The organism is Corynebacterium sp. KPL1818 (genome assembly GCF_000478135.1).
GTDB lineage: Bacteria > Actinomycetota > Actinomycetes > Mycobacteriales > Mycobacteriaceae > Corynebacterium > Corynebacterium accolens.
On record NZ_KI515760.1, the window covers coordinates 195,361 to 217,948 of the forward strand.

Here is a 22,588-nt window from a genome sequence, read left to right on the forward strand (position 1 = left end):
TCACCTTGCTAGAGAAATTTTCCGCCCAAATATAGATTTAAAGTCATGTCTCGCTTAAGTCCTCTCAACTGGCCGGTGGTGCGCCAGCTGCGTAGCGGCGATCCCTTTGGCAGGGATATCAATACGCAATCAACCAAGAGTAAGGAAAAGCACGGGCGCACGGTGGAAGCTGACCGCGTGGTGCAATCCGTGTGCCCATATTGCGCGGTAGGTTGTGCCCAGCGCGTATACGTTAAAGATGACCGGGTCATCCAGATTGAGGGCGATCCAGATTCGCCGATTTCGCGCGGACGTTTGTGCCCCAAGGGCTCGGCGTCGGAGCAGTTGGTCAACTCCGCAACGCGATTGACCAAGATTAAGTACCGTGCCCCGCGCTCTACCGAGTGGCAGGAGCTGGATGAAGACACCGCGATGGAGATGATCGCGGATCGCTTTTTGGAAGCGCGCCGGAATGGTTGGCAAGACACCGATGATTCGGGGCGGACGTTGAACCGCACGCTGGGTGTCGCTGGCCTTGGTGGTGCGACCTTGGATAATGAGGAAAACTACCTCATTAAGAAGCTTTTTACCGCTGCCGGTGCGGTGCAGCTCGAAAACCAAGCGCGCATATGACACTCCGCCACAGTTCCTAGTTTAGGAACTTCGTTTGGCCGCGGCGGCGCGACCCAACCGCTGCAGGATATGGCGAATGCTGATTGCATCGTCATCGAGGGTTCGAATATGGCTGAATGCCACCCGGTGGGATTCCAGTGGGTCGTGGAAGCCAAAAAGCGTGGTGCCCGCATTATTCACGTGGATCCGCGGTATACGCGTACCTCTGCGTTTGCTAACCGCCACATTGGCATTCGCGGCGGTACCGACGTGGTGTTGTTGGGCGCTGTTATCAACTACATGCTCCAAAATGAGCTGTATTTCCGCGATTATGTGGTCGCGTATACCAATGCGCCGATGATCATCTCGGAGGATTACCAAGACACCGAGGAATTGGACGGACTGTTTTCTGGCTATGACCCGGAAACCGGCACGTACGTGACCGATTCGTGGCAATACGTGCAAAAACCGGAAGGTTCCTCCTGGAATGTCGAGCGCGATGACACCCTGGAGCATCCGAATTCGGTTTTCCAGATTCTCAAGCGCCATTATGCGCGTTATACCCCTGAGCTGGTAGAAGAAACCTGCGGCATCGCGCAGGAAGACTTCTACTACCTGGCGGATTCCATTGCGCAGAATTCTGATCCGGAACACACCACGTGTTTCGCCTATGCGTTGGGCTTTACCCAGCACACCTTGGGCGCGCAGTTCATCCGTACCGCTGCCATTTTGCAGCTTTTGATGGGCAATGTGGGCCGCCCGGGCTCCGGAATCATGGCCCTGCGCGGGCATGCCTCCATTCAGGGTTCCACCGATATCCCGACCCTTTTCCACTCCCTGCCTGGCTACCTGCCCATGCCGAGCGTGGAAAAGCAGACGTGGCCGGAATTTGTGGATGAGATCCGGGATGAGTCCCAAAAGGGCTTCTGGCAGATTGGCGAGAATTACGCCGTGTCCTTGATGAAGTCCTACTGGGGAGATGCGGCTACCAAGGAAAATAACTGGGGCTATGACCTCATGCCGCGCATTTCCGGCGCGCATTCTACCTATGAAACCCTGCAGGCCATGCTCAATGGTCAGGTGGATGGCTACTTCGTATTCGGCCAAAACCCGGCGGTGGCGCAGTCCAATGGTGGCATGCAGCGCCGCGGTTTGGCATCGCTGAAGTGGCTGGTCGTACGCGATTTCCAGGAAATCGAAACCGCTTCGTTCTGGAAGGACGCGCCGGAGATTAAAAACGGCGAGCTGAAGACCGAAGACATCGAAACCGAGGTCTTCCTAATGCCCGCAGCCACCCACGTGGAAAAGGCCGGTACCTTTACTCAGACCCAACGTATGCTGCAGTGGCGCTTCCAAGCGGCACCGCCGCCAGGCGATGCCAAGAGCGATCTGTGGTTCTTCTACCAGCTGGGTAAGAAGCTGAAGGAACGCCTGCGCGATTCCACCGATCCGCGCGATCTCCCGCTCCAGAAGGTGACGTGGGATTACGTGGAAAATGAGGAAGGAGAGCCGAATTCCGAGGACGTCCTCAAAGAGATCAACGGCTACTACCTGGATGGGCCCAAGAAGGGCGAGCTTTTGCCCACCTTCGTGGAGATGAAGAATGACGGCACGACCTCCGGCGGCTGCTGGATCTACACCGGCGTGTACAAGGATGGCGTCAACCAGTCCGCACGCAAGGTCCCGGGCTCGGAGCAGAACGAGGTCGCACCCGAGTGGGGCTGGGTCTGGCCTGCTAACCGCCGCATTTTGTACAACCGCGCTTCGGCGAAGCCGGATGGCACCCCGTGGTCCGAGCGCAAGAAGTACGTGTGGTGGGACGAGGCCCAGGGCAAGTGGGTAGGCGATGACGTCCCTGACTTCCCGGTGACTAAGTCGCCGGAGTACAAGGCTGCTGCCGATGCCGTCGGTCCAGACGCCCTCGATGGCACGGACGCCTTCATCATGCAGGCGGACGGTCGCGGTTGGCTCTTTGCGCCTTCCGGGCTTTCCGATGGCCCCCTGCCCACCCACTATGAGCCGCAGGAGTCCCCGGTGACCAACGTGCTGTATAAGCAGCAGCAATCACCGACGCGCTTGACCATCAAGCGCCCGGATAACCTGCAGCGCCCAGAACCGGGCATGCCCGGTGCGGAAGTGTTCCCGTTCGTATTTTCTACCTATCGCCTTACGGAGATGTACACTTCGGGTGCGATGTCGCGCCGCCTGCCCTATCTGGCGGAGCTGCAGCCGGGCCTATTCTGCGAGGTGGATAAGGACTTGGCCGCAAAGCGTGGCTTGGAAAATGGCGAGTGGGCGACGATTATCTCGCCGCGTGGCGTGATTGAGGCGCAGGTCTTGGTCACCGATCGCATGCAGATGCTGAAGATCAATGGGGAAGAATTCCACCAGATTGGCCTGCCCTTCCACTACGGCGAGTCCGAGACCACCGCCGTGGCCGGTGACGGCGCCAACGACCTCTTGGGCCTGACCCTCGAGCCGAATGTGTTTATTCAGAACTCAAAGATCGGTGCCTGCGATATCCAGCCGGGCCGCCGGCCTAGGGGAGAAGGCCGCTTGAAGCTACTCAAGCAGTATCAGGAGCGGGCGCAGTTAAGCGTGGATTCCGGCAATGATTTGTTGTCGGTTCCTGACTCGTTTACCTATAACCCGGAGCCCGAAAAGCTTGGCCAGCCTGGGGCGGAAAGTAGTGACGGCGAGGCGGCAAGTAATGGCGAAGAAGGTAAGTAAATGACTAATCTACTGACCGAGGACGCGGGCCGGCACGGCTATGATTCCTACCGCCGTATGGCCTTTTTCACCGATACGTCCGTGTGCATCGGCTGCAAGGCCTGCGAGGTGGCGTGCAAGGAATGGAACCGCAACCCGGTAGAGGGATATGACGTCACCGGTGATTCCTATGACAACACCGGTGCGCTAGGCGCTAATACGTGGCGGCACGTGGCCTTTGTGGAACAAAACAATGACCGCATCGAAAAGGCACGCGAAGAGGGAAAACAGCTTATTTCCCTGGGCATGCCCACCATCGGTGGAAAGCCGGGCGAAGTCGATACCACTCCGCCGGATACGGATACGTTCCGGTGGCTGATGTCCTCGGATGTCTGCAAGCACTGCACGCATGCGGGGTGTTTGGACGTGTGCCCCACGGGCGCGCTCTTCCGCACCGAGTTTGGCACCGTGGTCGTCCAAGATGATGTGTGCAATGGTTGCGGAACCTGCGTGGCGGGTTGTCCCTTCGGCGTCATCGAACGCCGCGATGACGGCGGGGTGTCGTTGAAATACGATAAGACCGCGACGGTGGATTATCAGGATAATTCGCACGCCGGTATTAATGTGCTGAAAAAGCTCAAGCAGCGCAAACCCCAAGGCACGGATCACACGCCAGGCGAGGCGATGCCGATTAAGAATGTGGGCGTCGCCCAGAAGTGCACCATGTGCTATGACCGCCTGAAACAGGGCGAGCAACCGGCCTGTTCCAAGACGTGTCCCACGGATTCCATCCAGTTCGGTACCTATGAGGACATGCTGGCCGCGGCGAAGGATCGCGTGCGCGTCCTGCACGAACAGGGCATAACGGAGGCGCGGCTCTACGGCGCCAATGACAACGATGGCGTGGGCGGAACCGGCTCTATCTTCTTGTTGCTAGATTCGCCAGAGGTCTATGGCCTGCCGCCGGATCCGCGCGTGCCCACCGCGGATTTGCCGAGCATGTATAAGACCGCGGCCAAGGCCATCGGCGGGATGGCGCTGGCCGTGGCGGGTTCCTTTTTGATTGGAGGGCGCAAATGAGCGGTTTTGATGAGTACCGGCCACCGCAGCCGGAGCGGCCGAATCGCTACCGCAACTTCGACGGGCCGAAGCGCAAGAAGAAGCGCAAGCGCCCGGGTGCGGGTGCGCAGGATGGCTCCAAAGAGGAGCGGATGGCAGAAGACTTCGAGTTTTCTTCCTATTACGGCAGGCCGGTAGTTAAGGCCCCGCCGTGGGAGTGGCCCATCGGTGGGTATTTCTTCTTGGGCGGTATTGCCGGCGGTTCGGGTCTTCTCGCCACCGGTGCACAGGCGGCGGGCAATGCGCCATTGCGCCGGACCACGCGGGTAGCGGCCTTTGGCGCGGCGGCCGCCGGATCGGTCTTTTTGATTTTGGACCTAGGCCGGCCGGAACGCGCGTTGAATATGTTCCGCGTCTTCAAGGTGACCTCGCCGATGTCTCTCGGATCGTGGTTACTCGCGGGCTTTTCCACCGCGGCGGCCATTCCTGCCGTGATAGAGATAGATGACGCGACCAAGCGGAAGCTGCCGCTGCCGAAGTGGCTGCGCGCGAGCCTAGGCAAGGCCGCGACTCCGGCCGGGGTGATAACCGGCGTGCTCGGTGGCCCGTTGGCCGGATATACGGCGGTATTGCTGTCTAATACGTCCAACCCGGTGTGGAATGACATGAAGCGGCACTTGCCCTATGTCTTTGTATCCTCTGCCTCGGCAGCGGCCTCCGGCCTGGCCATGGTCACCACCCCGGTGAAACACGCCGGGCCCGCCCGCGCCTTGGGCATGGCAGCTGCGGCCAGCGATATCGCGGCGACGAAGGTGCTAGAAAGCAATATGGAGCCGGAGCCGCGCGAGGAATTGCATCACGGCACGCCGGGAAAGCTCATGCGCGCCTCGGAATACTTGATTGCCGCTGGCGGGGTGGGCAGCGCGGTGGCGGCGGCGACGAAGTCCCGCGCCGTATCCGTGGCTTCGGGCCTGGCCTTGATGGCCGGATCCGCGTGCACGCGCTTTGGTGTGCTCAACGCTGGCTTGGAGGCGGTGAAGAACCCGGCCACCACGATGGGGCCGCAAAAACGCCGTGCGGAGCGGCGCCGGCGCGAGCAAGGGCTTGCCACCGACGTGCTCAGCGCAGGCTAGCGAGGGCTTGCCAGGCTTAGTCGAGGCTGGCAAAGGAATCGGCGAGTTCTTCGCCGATTTCCTGCATGCGCGATTGCTCAGCCTCCAAGGACTCGGAATCGCGGTGGAGGTAATAGTTCACCGCCGCGTCATGGACCGTGGTCACGCAGGTGGTCGAGATGGCATCCTCGACCACCCAGGCCGAGCAATAAAAATGCCGGTCCGCGGCGGTGAAATCGAACGGCTTGTACTCATTTCCCGCGCGGCCTTGGGCGGCATTTTGCTTGTCGATGTCCTCATTGACCAGCTCCAAGTAGCGCTCCGCCGCCGCATCTGGGTCATCGGGGCATACGGCCTCATTATCGGATTCGTATTTCGTGCCCAGCACGCTAATCTTTTCCGGCGAATCGCCGCCGTAGAGCACGGAGAAGGAGTCATCCTCATCGCTGGTGGAATCGGGATCCTGGTTAGCGCCGATCAGGGTGTCTGGCAATGACGTGCGCAGTTCCGATAATTCGATGGGCGAGCAGCCGCGGTTGGTGGTCCCGTCGGCGCAGGCGACAAGGCTCGCACCGAGGGCGAGGGTGGCAAGGGGCAGGCTAAAAATGCGGTGATTCATCTTAGGAAATGGTGATATAGGAATCGTCAGAAAGCGGTGTCGTGCGACCAATAACGGGGTAGCCCGGGACCTCGCCGATGATGAGGAGGCCGCCGGAGGTTTGGGCATCGGCAAGCAGCACTAGCTCTTCCTCCGTAAGGGAGGAGGGCTGCAGGTGCGGGCGCACCCAATCCAGGTTGCGGCGCGAACCGCCCGGGATAAAGCCTTCCGCGAGGGCGTTGGTGGCACCGTCCACGGTGGGCACGGCGGAAAAGTCCAGCTCAGCCGATACGCCAGAGGCGCGGCACATCTTGTACAGGTGGCCCAATAACCCGAAGCCGGTGACATCGGTGGCCGCGCGCGCACCTGCGGCGACCGCATCCTGGGCGGCCTGGCGGTTGAGCGCGGTCATGGAATCGATGGCGGCCTGGGATACCTCGCCGGTGGCCTTGTGTTTATTATTCAAAATGCCCACGCCGATGGGCTTGGTCAGCGTAATGGGCAGGCCGGCCTCCGCGGCATCGTTGCGCATGAGTTTTTCGGGATCAACGATGCCCGTCGCCGCCATGCCGTACAAGGGCTCCAGGGCGGTAATGGAGTGGCCGCCGGTAATGGAAATGCCTGCCTCGGTGGCCTTATCCATGCCGCCGCGCAGCACCTCGCGCAGGACGTCCAGACCGAGCTTCTCATTGGGCCAGCCCACGAGGTTGATGGCGGTAATGGGGGTGCCACCCATGGCGTAGACATCAGATAGCGCATTGGCCGCGGCAATCTGGCCCCAGGTATAGGGATCATTGACCATGGGGGTGAAAAAGTCCGCGGTAGAAATCACGGCGACGCCGTTGTCGATCTTGACCGCTGCGGCATCATCGCCATCGTCGAGGCCGACCAAGACATTGGGATCGGCCTTGCCGATGAGCCCTTCTACCGCCGATTCCAATTGCCCGGCGGGAATCTTGCAGGCGCAGCCGCCACCTGCGGCGAAAGAGGTTAAATTAATCTGCTCCATCATGTTGGTCATTTTACCCGCCGGAAGTGGTGGGGCGGCGGCGGTGGGGTGCGCGCGGGATCTGTAAAGTAGCCAGGCGGAGGCGTACGTGTCCTGGTGGGCGCCCCGGTCTTCAAAACCGGTGAGGCCGAGCATCTCGGTCTGGCAGGTTCGATTCCTGTCCGTCTCCGCCAAAAGCGCGCAAGGAGGAAAACGAGTGCCGAGTCATAACGCTGGTCGCCCCGCGAATAATGCCCGTGATCCCCGCCGGAATTTACCCCGCATGGATGAGCTATTGCGGCTCCCCGCGGTAGAGCGCGCACGGGAGATATTCGCTGAACACGCCATCCGCGCCACGATTAGGGCCGTGCTCTCTGCCGCCCGCCGCGGGGACGTGCCCGTTGCCAGCGTGGAGGAAGAAATAGCGCTAAGGCTGGCTGACCACAGCACCCATTCCTTGCAGCCGGTCATCAATGCCACCGGCGTCATCATCCATACAAACTTGGGCCGCGCCCCGCTGCCTGCGGCCGCGATCGACGCGCTGCAGGACGCGGCCGGATATACCGACGTGGAAATGGACTTAGACACCGGGCGGCGCTCGTCCCGGCGCGGTGCCGGTGCCACCCAGGCCCTATTGGCGGCGTGCCCCGGCGCGGAGGATGCGCTGGTGGTCAATAACGGTGCGGCGGCCTTATTGCTGGCCACGGCCGCGCTGGCCCCGGGCAAGGAGGTCATCATCTCGCGCGGCGAGCTCATTGAAATTGGCGCGGGGTTTCGTCTGCCGGAACTTATTGAATCCACCGCGACGCGCCTGCGCGAGGTGGGCGCGACCAACCGGACGCACCTCCACGATTATGAAGCCGCGCTGGGGGAGGAGACCGGCGCGATTTTGAAGGTGCACCCGTCCAATTTTCGGATTGAGGGGTTTAGCTCCTCTGTGGGCGTGGGCGAGCTGGCGCAGCTGGCGAAGAAACAAGGCACGAACCTTATTGTGGATCTCGGCTCGGGCTTGCTTACCCACGATCCGGTGCTGCCAGATGAGCCCGATATTCACGCGCAGCTGAAAGCCGGGGCGGATATTGTCATCGCCTCGGGCGATAAGCTTTTGGGCGGGCCGCAGGCCGGCATCTTATTGGGCACTAAGGACGCGATTGCGGCGGTGAAAAAGCACCCGCTGGCGCGGGCGGTGCGCATAGATAAGCTGCGGCTCAATGCCTTAGAGGCAGCGATCACGACGCCTGCCAATGCGGTGAATCAGGCCCTCCACCTTGACCCGGCGCGCCACCGCGAGCGCACCGAGGCCATCGCCGCGGCGGTGGGTGGCGAGGTTGTTGAGCATGCTGGCCGCGTGGGCGGGGGAGGCGCCCCTGAGTACCCGCTGCCCGGCGTTGCGGTGTCCCTGCCGGAGGAACTTGCACCAAAGCTGCGCCAGCACACCCCGCCGGTGGTGGCGCGCCAGCACCAGGGCCGCTGCCTCATCGACGTGCGCTGCGTACCCGAGGCCCAGGATGAAGTTCTCATCGCGGCCATCCGGGCGGTGAGGTAGGTGTACGTCATCGCGACCGCCGGTCACGTCGATCACGGCAAATCCAGCCTGGTGCGCGCCTTAACGGACATGGATCCGGATAGGTGGGCCGAGGAAAAGCGCCGCGGGCTGACCATTGACCTGGGCTTTGTGTGGACGGCGCTGCCCTCTGGTGCGGACGTGGCGTTTGTCGATGTCCCCGGCCACGAAAAGTTCTTTGGCAATATGCTCGCTGGGGTGGGCCCGGCCTCCGTGGTGCTTTTCGTGGTTGCCGCGGACGAGGGCTGGCAGGCCCAATCCACCGACCATCGCGACGCGCTGCACGCGCTGGGCATCGAGCACGGCATCATCGCCTTGACCCGCAGCGACCGCGCCGATGATAAGCGCCGCGCGGAGGTCACCGCCCAGGTGTGCATGCAGTTTTCTGCCACCCCGCTTGCCGATGCCCCCATCATCCCCGTCTCCTCCCACACCGGCGAGGGCCTGGCGGAACTGGGCGCGGCGCTCGATGACTTGGTGGCCCGCGTGCCCGCACCCGACACAGACGCCCCGGTGCGGCTGTGGATCGATCGCGCTTTTAGCGTCAAGGGCGCGGGAACCGTGGTGACCGGGACGCTGAGTGCTGGCACGCTGCGCACCGGCGATGCCCTGGTGCTTTCCACCGTGGCAGGGGACAAGCGCGTGGAGATTCGCGGCTTGCATAGCGAAAATACCGCGCAGGAATCCTTGGGCCCCGTAACACGTGCCGCGGTCAACCTGCGCGGGGTCGATGCCGCCGATATCCACCGCGGTGATCTGCTGCTTACCCCAGGTGCGTGGCGCGGTGTCGATATCGTGGACGTCCACCGCACTTTTGGCACCGCGCTTGATGAACTACCCGATAACCTCGTGGTCCACTGCGGCACCGCCGGGATAGAAGCGCACCTGCGGCCGTTGTCAGCGGATTTTGCCCGCCTGCGTCTATCGCGCGCTATGCCGCTGGTCATCCTGGACCGCCTAGTCGTCCGCAGCCCCGGCGGCCGACATGTTAGCGCCGGCGTGGAGGTCATCGACGTGCGCCCGCCGGAGCTAGACCGCCGCGGCGCCGCCCGCAAGCGGGCTGCTGCATTGGCAGAGCAAAGCTCCTTCCGCAATCCTTCCTCCTACCTGCAGCGTGTGGGCTATGCCCGGCGCGCGGACCTGGAACTCGATGGTTATGACACCGATGCCACGCCGCCGGGCATCATTAACTTCCAACAGTGGTGGATTGCCGCCCGCCAGGTAACGCGCTGGAAAGAAGCGCTGACTACCGCGCTGCAGGAACACGCTGCGGCCAACCCGCTCGCACCAGGCATGCCGCGCAAGGCGGCACTCGATGCCTTGGGGCTCACGGACAACGCGCTCCTGCGCTTGGCGGTAGCCGCCGCGCACGCGGAGGAATCTGAAGGGCTTATCCGCCTGCCCGGCCACACCGTGGATCTCGGCGCCGCCGAGACCGCCGTGACTGAGCTGGAGCGCAGGTTAAATAAAGATACCTTCGCGGCACCAGAGGCGCACGAACTTAAAGATCTGGGGCTGAGCGAAAAAGAACTGGCCGCCGCCGAGCGCGCTGGGCGCCTGCTACGTCTGAAAGATGGCATCATCCTCCTGCCGGACGCCCCAGACAAGGCACGGGAGCACCTCTCACAACTCGAACAGCCCTTTACCTTGTCCGCCGCGCGGCAAGCGCTGGGGACCACCCGCCGGGTGGCCGTCCCGCTGCTGGAATACCTCGATGCCCACGGCATTACCCGCCGCGGCGAGGGCGGCAAGCGCACGCTGCGCTAAGCAAACGCGGCCGACTTATTTGCGGTGGTTTCCGCCGCGCGGGCGGGACTGTTCGCGCGCCACGCGCCGGGCGCGCACGCGGGCGGATTCGGAAGAAAAGCGGCCCGGTTCCTCCGCGACGGGAAGTGCGCGCCAGCTCAGGTTCTGTGAGCCCGGCATGGACGAGACCAAGTCGGCCAAGCCGCTGCTAGCGGGCGGTGCCGCAGCCTGGTCGCCCTCGTGGGCACGAGGCGTGGTCGGGGCAGCGTCGTTCTCTGGAGCAGCGCTGGGCATTGCGGGCGACGCTTCGGCCGAGCCCAGATCCTTGTTGGCACTCGGGCTGACTGGGCACCGGAAGCCGGCGGGAAGATCGCCTGCAATGTCGGCGGACTCCAGCGCGAACTCCCACCCCTCGGGCTGGGCTGGGGTGGTAGGGCGGGATGTGGTGGTGCTGGGAAGCGCGGTGCGGCCAGACGGCACCCGCAGGGGTGGTACCGCCGGGGAGAATAATTCGGTATCTGTGGCATCCTCTGCGGGGATATCGACCGCGATCATCCCGCCGCCGCTATAGGCACGGGCTGCCAACACAGTACCGGCTTCTTGTGCCGCCGCATACGCTGCGCGCAGACCCGGCAACTGGCTTAACACGCCGCACGGGCCGACCACAGTATCGCCACACGAGGCCACGACGGCGTCATCGATGACCTTGAGCGTGACAAAGAATTGCTGCGTTTCAAGGTGAGATAGCTGCTCATCGGTCAGATCGCCTGCCGCAGAATCGATGACCGCACCGTGACCGCCGGCAAGAAGCGCCGATTCGGCCGGCTGGTCATTGACCGGTACCATCCACGGCCACAGCCCGAGGGAGACGGCGACCTCGAGTTCGCCGTCAACGATGCCGACCGTGGCTACCGTCTGCGGAGTGGCCTGCGATGCCTTCAATCGGTGTAGGTCCGGGTATTCGGCTGCCTCTACCTCATCGAGGAACCCGATGAAACCAAATTCCGAACGCACCCGCCAGCCGTTGGAGTAGGTATCGGGCTCTAGAGAGACATCGATAAGAGCAGGCTGACTACCCACGCCAGGAATGCTCAGCACCGTGCCGGAGATGACATGTTCCAGGATGGCGACGTGTTCGACGCCGAAGTAGCTGGTCGCAAGCGGGTAGGGCACCATAGGAAAAGTAACTCCAAAGCGTTAAAGCGGGGCGTAACGTACGGATCTCATTTTACGCATGTGGGGGTAAAACAGCGCTTAGTCGGTGGTTTTAGCCAATGTTCGTTAACGTATTAATGATCCCCTCAAGTTGAAAAGTGCATAACGAAATAGGAGTAGGGCTTTGTCGTCTAATTCATCGCCCCGGCCCGATAACGGAACCACCAGTGGGCTGGAAAACGTTAATAATACGGAAGAAAGCCAAAAGCGCGTGCGCGGCGCCAAGCGCATCCTGCACGACATCATCTACCCGCACAATATTCACCCCGCCTTGGTCCCTGGCGTATCCATTGAGGACCAAAAGGTTAAATACAGCGTGGATAAGACCATCTTGAGCGTTGTCGGTGGGCTCGTCATCGCCTTCGTGGTGTGGGGAGTGCTCGCCCCCGAACAGGTTTTTAATACCTCCTCTACGGCCCTGGACTGGGTTATGCGCAACCTAGGCTGGATCTTTACGGCCCTGGCCACCTTCCTGATGTTCCTGCTGTTGATCCTGGCCTTTTCCAAGTACGGGAAAATCCCACTCGGCGTGGATGGCGAAAAGCCGGAGTTTTCCACGATCAGTTGGGCCGCCATGCTCTTTGGCGCGGGCATCGGCATCGGGCTTATTTTCTTCGGCCCCTACGAACCGCTTACGCATTATCTCTCGCCGCGCCCTGGTGCCTATGAGGCCGCCAGCGATGAAGCGGTGCTCGGCGCGCTGGCCCAATCGGCCATGCACTGGGGCCTTAATGCGTGGGCTATCTATGCCATCGTCGGGCTGTGCGTGGCCTATGTGTCCTTCCGCCGCGGGCGCGTACCCCTGATGAGCTCTATCTTGATGCCGCTTTTTGGCAACCGCTCCACCGATTCCACACCGGCGCGCATTATCGATGGCCTGGCTATCATCGCCACCCTCTTTGGTACCGCGGCTACTTTGGGCATTGGCGCGCTGCAGATCGGCCGCGGCGTGGAAATCGTCAGTGGCTGGTCCACCGCCGGCAATGCCGCGGCGTTGGTCATCATCATTGTGCTGTCCATCGGCACCATCTTTTCCGCCGTGTCTGGTGTGGCTAAGGGCGTGCGGTGGCTATCCAATATCAACCTGGCATTGGCGCTAGGCATCGCCATCTTCTTCTTCGTCATCGGACCAACTGCCTTGCTGGCCAATATGATGCCCGCAGTCATCATCGAGTACCTTGATAACACCCCTGAAATGTTGTCCGCCAACATGGGCGAAGGCGAAGATATGGTCTCCTTCCTATCCTCGTGGACCACGTTCTACTGGGCGTGGTGGGTATCCTGGTCGCCGTTCGTCGGCGTATTCGTGGCCAAGATTTCCCGCGGTCGCACCATCCGCCAATTCGTCCTTGGCGTGCTGTTTATTCCTTCTGCCATCATCATCGCCGCATTCACCATCTTGGGCGGCACCACCATTTGGCTGCAGCGCCGCGATGGCGATATCGCCCCCGATGGCACCATCGATTCCATGCCGGCGGCCGAAGACATCTTCTTCAACGTCTTGGACTATTTCCCCGGATCCAATTGGATGGCCCCGCTGGTCATCGTCATGCTCGTGGTATTTTTCATCACCACTGCGGACTCAGCCTCGCTGGTCAATTCCCAGCTCACCCAGCGCGGCAACCCCCAGCCGAAGCCCTTGGTCACCGTCTTTTGGGTGATCTGCATGGCGGGCATCGCCGTGGTTATTCTCATCTCCGGCGGCAAAAACGCGCTGCAAGGCCTGCAAAACCTCATCACCATTACGGCGCTTCCCTTTGCCGTCATCATCGTGTTGATGTGCATTGCCCTGATTAGGGAACTGCGCCACGATCCGGCCTCCATCCGCCACTATTACGAGCACCAGGCCGTGTCCAATGCGGTCATCCACGGCGTGCGCGAATACGGCGATAACTTTGCCCTGTCGATCGAGCCCACTGCGGGAGACTCCGATTACGCCACCGGCGGCGAATTTGATTCCACCGCCGCAGAGGTCACTGAGTGGTACGCGCGCACCGATGAGGAGGGCCATGCTATCGGTTACGACTACGAAGCCGGCCGCTACGTGGATGATGATCCTTCGGTGGCCGATGGCGAGTTCGTCTCTGGCTCCACCGATGACGATGCACAGACTCCGCCCGCTCATTAAGGCTCGATAATTTTAGTTAGGTACAGTCACAGACCATGACCTTGTCCACGTTCGCCTTCGCCTTTGGATTGGTCCTGCTCTCGGGCCTGTCCACCTCCATCGGCGGGGCGCTGGCGGTGGGAAAGCGCCAGCCAGGGCCCGCGTTTATGGCCGCGGCCCTGGGCCTTTCGGCGGGTGTGATGCTCTATGTTTCCTTCATGGAAATCCTGCCGGAAGGCATAGAGCAGCTTGGCGATGCCCTCGGGGGCGAAAAGCCTGGCACCTGGGCCGCGGTAGGGGCCTTCTTTGCCGGTATTGCGGTCATCGCGATTATTGACCGGATGGTGCCAGAAGAAATTAACCCGCACGAACCGGGCACGACGGAAGAAGACGCCCGCCGGGGCAGGTTGATGAAGACGGGCGTATTTACCGCAGTAGCGCTGGGCTTACACAATTTCCCGGAGGGCTTTGCCACCTTCTTATCCGGCCTGGAGTCCAAGGAGATTGCGGTGCCGGTGGCCGTGGCGATTGCCATTCACAATATCCCGGAAGGCATCGCCGTCGCAGTGCCGCTGCGGGAGGCGACCGGCTCGCGCAAGAAGGCCTTCTGGTGGGCCACGCTTTCCGGACTGGCTGAACCACTCGGCGCGCTCATCGGTTTTGGCCTGCTCATGCCGGTTCTGGGGCCTGCCACCATGGGCATTAGCTTTGCCGCCGTGGCAGGAATCATGGTGTTTATTTCCCTCGATGAGCTGCTTCCCACCGCGGAAGAAACTGGTGAACACCACTACGCCATCTACGGCCTTATCGCCGGTATGGCCATTATGGCTGTATCGCTCATGCTGTTTATGTAACTTAGTGCTGCGCTGCCGAGGTGGCAGACGGCGAGCCGGTCGAGGCCTTGACCGCCATGACGATGCTGGCGATGACAAGTCCGAGGATGAGCCCGCACACCATGGACAGGCCGGTTTCGGCCAGCCAGCTCAGCGCGTCATTGTGGATATGTTCAGTGGCGGCCTCGATAAACCCGTGCGGCTGGTCTACCCCGAATTCGTGGAGGCCCGAGGTGACGATATGCCCGCCTACCCACAACATGGCGGCGGTGCCGATGATGCCGATGATGTCCAACACGATGGGCATGCCCTTGACCAAGGCATTGCCGAGAAGGGAGTTGCCATCGCGGCGCTGGGTTAAGGCTAGGCCGATGTCGTCCATCTTGACCAGCAGTCCCACGGCACCGTAGACGCCTAGGGTCAAGATTATGCCGACGGCGATGAGCGCGCCGAGGCGCAGCCAGAAGGGCTGATCGATGACCTCATTTAAGGAAATCACCATGATTTCAGCAGACAGGATGAGATCGGTGGTGATGGCGGATTTCACCAGGCTATCTTCGGCCTCGGGGCCCTTGTGCTGGACGGTATCGGTGGCATCGCTTGGGCTGGAGTGGAAGAAGGAGAGGATCTTTTCCGCGCCTTCGAAACACAAATAGGTACCGCCGCACATCAAGATGGGTGTCAGCGCCCACGGCGCGATCCAGGACAGGATCATCGCAATAGGCAAGATGATGACGAGCTTATTGATGAGCGAGCCCTTGGTGATGCGCCAGATCATTGGCAGCTCACGCTGCGGTTTGATGCCCTCGACGTATTGCGGGGTCACCGCGGCATCATCGACGACGACGCCGATGGCCTTCATAGAGGTCTTGCCGCCTAAGGCGGCCACATCGTCGACGCTGGAGGCGGCGGCGCGGGCGATTAAGGAGACATCGTCAAGCAGGGCGAAAAGGCCACCGGCCATGGCTTATCCTTCGGGGGCTAAAGTTACGTTTTCTGACCAAGACAAGTCTATGCCGCGGTGGGCAAGCCAGGCCATTGCATCGTCGCCGTGGCGGGTAATTCCCTCGACCGCGTTCAGGGTGGTATCGATGGCGAGCTCGGCGTCCTCGGCGGAAATGAGGCCCGCAGACGTCGCCGCGGAGAGCTCGTCGATGTCGAGGACGGTGATGGGCTCGCCGGTGGTGGTCACCAGGTCAACGTAGAGATCGCGGGTGGTCCACTCGTTGCCGTGGCGCTGGATTTCGGCGACGTCGATATAAAAGTCCTGCTCTACCTCAACGCCGGGGCGGAAGTGGAAGATATTCGCGCGCAGGTTGAGGCTTGGCAGGAGCCAGGATTCGAGGTAGCCAAAGCGCGGGTGATCGGCGCCGCGGGCCATGTACAGGCCGAACTCGGTTTCGGTGTAGGTATCGACTTGGCGGAGGTAACCTTTGGGATCGGTATTGGTAAAATCCGCGGTATTAAAGGTCTCGCGCTTGACTGGGTGGAGATCAACGGCCATTACTTCACCTCCAGGAAGGCGGCGGTGGGGGCGAAATCGCAGCGCGCCTCGGTGGTATTAACGGAACCGGAAAGCAGCGCGATGACCAGGCCCTTGCCCGTGTGCGCGGTGCCGGAGAGCGTCGTGGGCCCATCCTGGTTGATGCCGTTATTGTGCAGCGGGGTAATACCGCTTTGCAGGGTATTGATATTGAACCACTGCACGTGCATGCCGCCTTGATCCGGTGCTGCCGGTGGGGTGCCCAGGGCGGTAAAGAGGAAGGCGGTCTCGCCCTCGCCGGCACCGGGGGCGGGAATCTCCGTGGGGCCGGGGACCGCGATGGCAGAGCCGGTGGCGGCGTTGGTGCCGCCGATGCAGTGCGCGGAGACGGTGGGCCAGTAGAACTGCCGGAAGTGCGGGTTATCGCCCTGTGGTAAGGCGACGCCGCCATCGCCGTCGCCGTTGCCGGCAAAGAAGGCCAGGCCTGACAGGATTGCATTGCGGGCCTCTTCGGGGATCCATGGCTGCGCGGCAAAGGCGCGCACGCGGTCCTGGGTCTCCGGGGTGGGGCGGCCGAGCTCATCTAAGGGGCTGGCGGGCAAGTGCTGCTGGGCCAGCGAGGAGAGATCCGGGGCGAAGGCCTGCGCGGGCGCAACCAGGGGAGAGGCAAGGCCAATTAGTGCGGCGGTGGCAGCGGCGATATAGCCGGTGCGCCCGCTTAGGCGCCAAGAGGTTCGGACGTGGCTCACGGTATCAGGTCCTTGTTGTCTCGCGGAGGGAAAGCAGTACAGCCCCATTAATCACATCAGTAATAATAATAACTCTAGTAACGATAGTGATCCGCTGGGAAGTGTCAAGTACTAGGTCGTTTCGAGCGCGCGAGACGTTACGGGGTGGCATAGGTCGCGTCTTGGCTCCCCGATGCTGCACTATGCCCTGTTAGGGGGTATCGTAGGACGTCGTTCAAGAACATTTCTCGCGCACCAGCGCTTGTAGATCCTCCGAAGGAGAACCCAACTAGTGAGTAATACCGAGTTCCGTAATGTTGCCATTGTCGCGCACGTTGACCATGGCAAGACCACGTTGGTCAACGGCATGCTGGAGCAGTCCGGCGCCTTTGGCGAACACGGTGAGCACACGGACCGCGTCATGGACTCCAACGATCAGGAGCGCGAGCGCGGCATTACCATTTTGGCCAAGAACACGGCCATCCGCCGCCAGGGTCTGGGTAAGGACGGCGCAGACCTCATCATCAACGTCATCGACACCCCGGGCCACGCCGACTTCGGCGGCGAGGTCGAGCGCGGCATTTCTATGGTGGACGGAGTCGTGCTGCTTGTCGATGCCTCTGAGGGTCCCCTCCCACAGACCCGCTTCGTCCTGACCAAGGCGCTCGAGGCCAAGCTGCCGGTTATCGTCTGCGTGAACAAGACCGACCGCCCCGATGCCCGCATCGACGAGGTTGTTACCGAGTCTCAGGACCTGCTGCTGGAAATCGCCGCCGGCCTCGAGGATGAGGAGGCCGCAGCCGCCGCCGAAGAGCTGCTAGATCTCCCGGTCCTGTACGCCTCTGGCCGTGCCGGCGTTGCCTCCACCGAGAACCCGGGCGATGGCAACGTCCCCGATAGCGAGGACCTGCAGGCGCTTTTCGATGTCATCTACAACGTCCTGCCCGAGCCTTCCGCTACCGTCGATGCCCCGCTGCAGGCGCACGTGACCAACCTGGACGCCTCCGACTTCCTCGGCCGTATCGCGCTGCTGCGTATCTACGCCGGCCGCATCAAGAAGGGCCAGCAGGTGGCTTGGATCCACTACGACGATGAGGGCAACCAGCACACCAAGACCGTCAAGGTCGCCGAGCTGCTGCGCACCGTCGGCTTCGAGCGCCAGCCGGCCGAAGAGGCCATCGCCGGCGATATCGTCGCCATCTCTGGTATCTCCGATGTCATGATTGGTGACACCATCGCCGATCCAGAAAACCCCGAGGCCCTGCCGCGCATCACCGTTGATGAGCCGGCCATCTCCATGACCATCGGCGTCAACACCTCGCCGATGGCAGGCCGCGGCGGCGGCACCAAGCTGACCGCCCGCATGGTCAAGGCCCGCCTGGAGCAGGAGCTTATCGGTAACGTCTCCCTGCGCGTGCTGCCCACCGAGCGCCCCGATACCTGGGAGGTTCAGGGCCGCGGCGAGATGGCTCTGTCCGTGCTCATCGAGTCCATGCGTCGCGAGGGCTTCGAGCTGACCATCGGTAAGCCGCAGGTTGTGACCCAGCAGATCGATGGCAAGACCTACGAGCCTTATGAGATCCTCACCATCGACTCCCCGTCGGAGCACCAGGGTGCCATCACCCAGCTACTGGCCTCCCGCAAGGGCCAGATGCAGTCCATGGACGTGCGCGAGGGTGACTGGGTGCGCATGATCTTCCGCGTTCCCGCCCGCGGACTCATCGGTTTTCGCACCCAGTTCATGACCGAGACCCGCGGTGCCGGCATCGCCAACTCCATTTCCGATGGCTTCGATGTCTGGGCTGGCGAGATCAAGTCCCGCGCCACCGGCTCTTTGGTGGCTGACCGCACCGGCCAGATCACCCAGTACGCACTGATGCAGCTGGCTGACCGCGGCAACTTCTTCGTCGAGCCAGGCGCCGAGGCCTACGAAGGCATGGTGGTAGGTGCCAATAACCGCGATGAGGATATTGACATCAACATCACCAAGGAAAAGAAGCTGACCAATATGCGCTCTGCCACCGCAGACGCCACGGTCACCCTGGCCAAGGCCCACACGCTCTCGCTGGAAGAGGCGCTGGAATTCTGTGGCAACGACGAGTGCGTCGAGGTCGCCCCAGACGTGCTGCGCGTGCGCAAGCTGGAGCTTTCCGCCACCGACCGCAAGCGCGCCGCTTCCCGCGCTAAGCAGATGAAGAAGTAACCTGCCGGCCTAAGTAGTGCCTGCGGTTGATACCGCAACCGCCGCGATAATCGCCGTCGTCTCCTGCAAAATGGTTTTTACCGCAGAGGCGGCGGCATCGTCGTATTCCACCTGTTGTTTTAATTCTTTGATGCGGTTGCGCATCTCCCGGCGTTTCATTTCGGGCGCATCCTCCTTGAGTAGGGGATAGGCCCCATTAACCTCGCGCAGAATATCCAAGATAATCATGTCTTTGGTGCTTGGGTTTTGGGTGCCGTCAAGTACCGCGGCGAGCCTCTCGCGCACCTCATCTTCTAGCGCCGTATCCGTCATGATGTAACGGTCACCGCCCAGCTGCCACCACGCGGAATCCTCGATCTCCAATTGGCCGCGGTCCTGAAAATCCTGGGCAATCTTCTCGCGTGGGGAGAACCACCGCGCCTGCAGCAGCGTTTTTACCGAGCCGGTCCGGTGCTCGTGCAGGCTATCCCACGCCCAGGCAAGCACCGGGTGCTCTGGCTTTTTATCAGTGGCGTGCACCTTATTCTTTGCAGTTATGGCAACCGCCTCGTGCAGGAGCAAATCGCTAAAAAGGCCCGCGCGCAGGGCGGTTTCATTATTTGATAGCACCTCCTTTTTACCGTTGTCCTTGGTAAGCAGGAGGAACATTTCTTGGCAGATAAGCATGGTGGGGAATCCCTTCAACAGTGATTTTGCTCGAGTTTAGCGCGCAGAATCTTCGTGTGGCGGGAAGAAGGTATTAAAGTAGTCCGCGATGAAAAATAGTCTCAAGGCCCGCGCACTTGCTGCCACTGCCGCCATCGGCCTCGCGTTTGTCAGCGGGTGCTCGGCCAATCCTGGCCCTCCGCCGGTGGTAGAAGACTCGGACGACCAGGAATCTACCGCCCAGGAAACGGCATCAACGACGACCGCGACGGACGATGAGCCGCCGCGCGCGGAGGAAGAAAAGTCGCGGCCTACCATTTCCATCGGTGTCGATCCGCTGCGCGCCGGACTTAACCCACACCTGGTGGCCAATAACTCCGAGCTCGTGGATCAAATCGCCGAGCTGGTCTTGCCGTCGACGTTCCACTGGGGACGCATGGATACAGACGTCCTAGAATCCGCCGCGGAGGTCACCGCGCCGGAGGGCGTAGCCCAGCGGGTGCGCTACGTCATCGCCACTCCCGCGCAGTGGTCCGATGGCACCCCGATTTCCGGGGCGGATTTCAACTACTTGTGGAAGAAGATGACCACCACCGCAGGCGTCAAGGACCCGGCGGGCTACCGCGCCATTTCCGCGGTGACCACCTCCGATGGGGGTCGCGTGGTCACGGTGGATTTTGCAGAGCGGGTTAAAGATTGGAAGCAGCTATTCAACCAGCTCCTGCCCTCGCACCTGCTGCAAAATTCCGATTTTGATTCGGCGCTGGCCAATGACATCCCAGCCTCCGCCGGCCGCTTCTCGGTCGATAGCGTGGACCGCAGCCGCGGGGTCATCACCCTCAACCGCAATGACCGCTTCTGGGGTGCCGATCCCGCCCACATCGACGTCGTCCAGCTGCGCGAGGTGCGCGATAGCACCCAGGCGCTGAATATGCTGCGCTCCGGCCAGATTGGCTTCGCGGACTTCACCCCGGATCAAACCTCGCAGGAGGCGCTTGGCTTGCTGGGGCACGTGAGCGACAAGACGGTCACCCGGCCGCGCCAGCTGCGCTTGCACTTGTCCACCGAGCAGGACGCCTTGGAGGATGCGGACGCGCGGCGCGGTCTGGCCTCGCTTATCGATACCGGACAGGTCGCCCGGCTCGCCACCGGCCGCGCCTCCAACCTGAAGGCCGGGCATAACCCGGTCTCCGGCGAGGCGAACCTGACGGCCCTGCGCGAGCGCGCCAGCAAGAAACCCATCCGCTTCGCCGTCGATCCGACCAGCCCCACGGCTTTGGCTGCGGCAAATACGCTTTACGATGTCCTCGAGGCCCACGGCATCCCCGCCGAGGTCACCACCGATAGGCTCACCACCATTACCTCTAAGCTGCTGCCGGAAGGCAAGGTGGATGCGGTCGTGACCTGGGAGGATATCACCTTAACCTCGCTGTCGGCCGCGAATATCTTCAATTGCGCCGAAGACGAACCGCTCGCCGGGGATCTCTCCGGGTTCTGCCCCGACAACGCTGCTGAGACGCGCATGGACATCCTTTCCGGAAAGATAAGCCCCTCGACCGCGCTGGGGCGAATCCGCGAGATCAACGCCCAGGACGTGTTATACGTCCCGCTCTTAGATGAAACGCGTGTGCACGCGCTGGGGGAGGGTATTGTAGGCCCCGGCCAAAGTATTGATGATTGGGATAAAGGTCTGGTCACCGCGCCGGTTTGGAGGATAGATGAGGACTAAGGACTTGGTGGGCTACCGCGTTGTTGCAGTGCACGCGCACCCCGATGATGAAACGCTTTTTACCGGCGGCAGCCTCGCCACTCTGGCCGCGCGCGGGGCACAGGTCACGGTCATCACCCTTACTCTTGGCGAGGACGGCGAGGTCATCGGCGCGCCCTATCAAGGTCTCGCCGAGCACCATCAGCTCGGTGGCTTCCGCGCCCGCGAATTGGCCTGCGCCCTCACTGCCTTAGGCGTAGAAGGCATCCAGTTGGGCGGATTCGGCCACTTCCACGATTCCGGCATGGTGGGGTCACCTTCCCACGACAACCCCCGCGCGCTGGTCAATCGCCTGGATGAGGCAGTAGATCTGCTCCGCGCGGAATTAGAGGTGCTCCAGCCGCACGCCATCCTGACCTATGGGCCGGATGGCGGCTATAACCACCCGGACCACGTGGCGGTGCATAGGGTGGTGGAAAAGGCGGCATCGGCAAGCACGCGTATCTGGTGGGCGATCTTTGACCGCGACGCCAATTACGCCGGCCTGGACACCCTCGATGCGCCGGCGGGCTGGCGCAAACCCGATGCCGCGTACCTGGATAATTTCACCACCGCCGGCGCGGATCTGACCTTCGCGCTTGACGATGCCGCCCTGCACGCCAAACGCGCCGCCATGCGCGCCCACGCCACGCAAATCTGGCTGGCCGATGGCAGCACCACCGCCACCAACCCCGAGGCCGCCGTGGCCGCCGTCCACGACCCCGCCGCGGTGCCAGGGGCCTACTGCCTGTCCAATAGATTGCTCATGCCGTTGCTGCGTGCCGAATACTTCCAACTCGGCAGGGGCGCGGGCGCAACCGACCTCCTAGGGGATCTGTAATGCGCACTGATTTTAGCCGCGGCGAGCAGGTTACCGGGCTTATCTGGCTCTCCCTCGGCGCTCTGCTATCGCTGTTTCTGGAGGTCATTTACCTCACCGCCCGGATTCCGCTGGCTGATGGCGCGAGCATCGCGTTTCCCATCACCATCCTCATCGCCGCCGCATTCAATGTGGTGTTAACCCGCACCGCGCGGCTGTGGAGTGATAGTACTTACATCGCAGCCATCCCGCTCATTGTCTGGGGCCTGGGCTTTTTCGGGCTTATGCTGCTGGTTCCGATTACCGGCGATGTCATAGTGGGCAATAATATTCTCAGCTTGCTCCTGCTTTTGGCTGGGATTGGCGGCGGCGTTTGGCCTTTCCTAAAGCAGAAGTGACATACTATATTTCATCCCCCAACCCCATGAAATCAGGAAGAT

General features: G+C 61.9%; 18 protein-coding genes and 1 tRNA gene. 12 read left to right on the forward strand and 7 right to left on the reverse strand.

The genetic code is table 11. The features are described 5' to 3' along the window. Window positions 1-45 precede the first annotated feature (45 nt). From fdnG to nrfD, 3 genes are read left to right on the forward strand one after another with little or no spacing between them, the layout of a single operon-like run. Window positions 46-3,321, forward strand: coding sequence for a formate dehydrogenase-N subunit alpha (gene fdnG / locus HMPREF1261_RS10505; RefSeq protein ID WP_232208010.1), 3,276 nt, complete (start codon window positions 46-48; stop codon window positions 3,319-3,321). Continuing rightward, on the forward strand, window positions 3,322-4,380 hold the full coding sequence (locus HMPREF1261_RS10510; RefSeq protein WP_023030927.1) for a 4Fe-4S dicluster domain-containing protein: 1,059 nt from the start codon (window positions 3,322-3,324) through the stop codon (window positions 4,378-4,380). It begins immediately after the preceding gene. Then, on the forward strand, window positions 4,377-5,492 hold the full coding sequence (nrfD, locus tag HMPREF1261_RS10515) for an NrfD/PsrC family molybdoenzyme membrane anchor subunit (protein WP_023030928.1): 1,116 nt from the start codon (window positions 4,377-4,379) through the stop codon (window positions 5,490-5,492). The genes HMPREF1261_RS10510 and nrfD overlap by 4 nt, the downstream gene beginning before the upstream one ends. A gap of 16 nt (window positions 5,493-5,508) precedes the next feature. Here the strand turns inward: nrfD and HMPREF1261_RS10520 are convergent, their stop codons facing one another. Further along, window positions 5,509-6,090 carry a hypothetical protein gene (locus tag HMPREF1261_RS10520; RefSeq protein ID WP_023030929.1) on the reverse strand — a complete coding sequence of 194 codons (582 nt, stop codon included), beginning with the start codon at window positions 6,088-6,090 and terminating at the stop codon, window positions 5,509-5,511. A 1-nt stretch (window position 6,091) separates the two neighbouring features. Then, window positions 6,092-7,078, reverse strand: a complete 987-nt coding sequence (selD, locus tag HMPREF1261_RS10525; RefSeq protein WP_034658460.1) for a selenide, water dikinase SelD — start codon at window positions 7,076-7,078, stop codon at window positions 6,092-6,094. A gap of 78 nt (window positions 7,079-7,156) precedes the next feature. Between selD and HMPREF1261_RS10530 the strand changes: the two genes are divergently transcribed. The 3 genes from HMPREF1261_RS10530 to selB all read left to right on the forward strand — a co-directional run bounded on the left by HMPREF1261_RS10530 (window position 7,157) and on the right by selB (window position 10,388). Next, window positions 7,157-7,251: transfer RNA gene (locus HMPREF1261_RS10530), tRNA-Sec, on the forward strand. Between the two features lie 23 nt (window positions 7,252-7,274). Next, entirely contained in the window at window positions 7,275-8,603 is a 1,329-nt protein-coding gene (selA, locus tag HMPREF1261_RS10535) for an L-seryl-tRNA(Sec) selenium transferase (RefSeq protein WP_023030931.1), read from the forward strand. After that, entirely contained in the window at window positions 8,604-10,388 is a 1,785-nt protein-coding gene (gene selB / locus HMPREF1261_RS10540; RefSeq protein ID WP_023030932.1) for a selenocysteine-specific translation elongation factor, read from the forward strand. 15 nt (window positions 10,389-10,403) lie between these two features. On the opposite strand, the gene HMPREF1261_RS10545 is transcribed toward selB, so the two are convergent. Further along, window positions 10,404-11,543 (reverse strand): hypothetical protein, encoded by a 1,140-nt coding sequence (locus HMPREF1261_RS10545; protein ID WP_023017714.1) that lies wholly within the window; start codon window positions 11,541-11,543, stop codon window positions 10,404-10,406. A gap of 250 nt (window positions 11,544-11,793) precedes the next feature. Here HMPREF1261_RS10545 and HMPREF1261_RS10550 point away from each other — a divergent pair, with 250 nt between their 5' ends. Both HMPREF1261_RS10550 and zupT read left to right on the forward strand, forming a co-directional pair. Next, the gene (locus tag HMPREF1261_RS10550) at window positions 11,794-13,710 is read left to right on the forward strand and encodes a BCCT family transporter (RefSeq protein WP_369707788.1); all 1,917 of its coding nucleotides are present in this window, start codon (window positions 11,794-11,796) and stop codon (window positions 13,708-13,710) included. A gap of 35 nt (window positions 13,711-13,745) precedes the next feature. After that, window positions 13,746-14,543, forward strand: coding sequence for a zinc transporter ZupT (gene zupT / locus HMPREF1261_RS10555; RefSeq protein WP_023028610.1), 798 nt, complete (start codon window positions 13,746-13,748; stop codon window positions 14,541-14,543). Window position 14,544: 1 nt separating this feature from the next. Here the strand turns inward: zupT and HMPREF1261_RS10560 are convergent, their stop codons facing one another. Genes HMPREF1261_RS10560 through HMPREF1261_RS10570 form a run of 3 tightly spaced genes read right to left on the reverse strand, consistent with a single transcriptional unit; the run spans window position 14,545 to window position 16,802 of the window. Beyond that, window positions 14,545-15,486 carry a DUF808 domain-containing protein gene (locus tag HMPREF1261_RS10560; RefSeq protein WP_023030934.1) on the reverse strand — a complete coding sequence of 314 codons (942 nt, stop codon included), beginning with the start codon at window positions 15,484-15,486 and terminating at the stop codon, window positions 14,545-14,547. A 3-nt stretch (window positions 15,487-15,489) separates the two neighbouring features. Next, window positions 15,490-16,026, reverse strand: coding sequence for a DUF402 domain-containing protein (locus HMPREF1261_RS10565; protein ID WP_005280082.1), 537 nt, complete (start codon window positions 16,024-16,026; stop codon window positions 15,490-15,492). Next, complete coding sequence (locus HMPREF1261_RS10570; protein WP_034658365.1) at window positions 16,026-16,802, reverse strand: hypothetical protein; 777 nt, start codon at window positions 16,800-16,802, stop codon at window positions 16,026-16,028. The genes HMPREF1261_RS10565 and HMPREF1261_RS10570 overlap by 1 nt, the downstream gene beginning before the upstream one ends. A 223-nt stretch (window positions 16,803-17,025) precedes the next feature. Between HMPREF1261_RS10570 and typA the strand changes: the two genes are divergently transcribed. Then, window positions 17,026-18,936, forward strand: a complete 1,911-nt coding sequence (gene typA, locus HMPREF1261_RS10575; RefSeq protein ID WP_005282206.1) for a translational GTPase TypA — start codon at window positions 17,026-17,028, stop codon at window positions 18,934-18,936. A 9-nt stretch (window positions 18,937-18,945) separates the two neighbouring features. Here the strand turns inward: typA and HMPREF1261_RS10580 are convergent, their stop codons facing one another. Beyond that, window positions 18,946-19,602 (reverse strand): GPP34 family phosphoprotein, encoded by a 657-nt coding sequence (locus tag HMPREF1261_RS10580; RefSeq protein ID WP_023017721.1) that lies wholly within the window; start codon window positions 19,600-19,602, stop codon window positions 18,946-18,948. Between the two features lie 88 nt (window positions 19,603-19,690). On the opposite strand from HMPREF1261_RS10580, the gene HMPREF1261_RS10585 reads away from it, so the two are divergent. Genes HMPREF1261_RS10585 through HMPREF1261_RS10595 form a run of 3 tightly spaced genes read left to right on the forward strand, consistent with a single transcriptional unit; the run spans window position 19,691 to window position 22,546 of the window. Further along, complete coding sequence (locus HMPREF1261_RS10585; RefSeq protein WP_023030936.1) at window positions 19,691-21,310, forward strand: ABC transporter family substrate-binding protein; 1,620 nt, start codon at window positions 19,691-19,693, stop codon at window positions 21,308-21,310. Further along, window positions 21,300-22,169, forward strand: a complete 870-nt coding sequence (locus HMPREF1261_RS10590) for a PIG-L family deacetylase (RefSeq protein WP_023030937.1) — start codon at window positions 21,300-21,302, stop codon at window positions 22,167-22,169. Before HMPREF1261_RS10585 ends, HMPREF1261_RS10590 begins: the two co-directional genes overlap by 11 nt. Then, the gene (locus HMPREF1261_RS10595; protein ID WP_005280091.1) at window positions 22,169-22,546 is read left to right on the forward strand and encodes a hypothetical protein; all 378 of its coding nucleotides are present in this window, start codon (window positions 22,169-22,171) and stop codon (window positions 22,544-22,546) included. Before HMPREF1261_RS10590 ends, HMPREF1261_RS10595 begins: the two co-directional genes overlap by 1 nt. Window positions 22,547-22,588 lie beyond the last annotated feature (42 nt).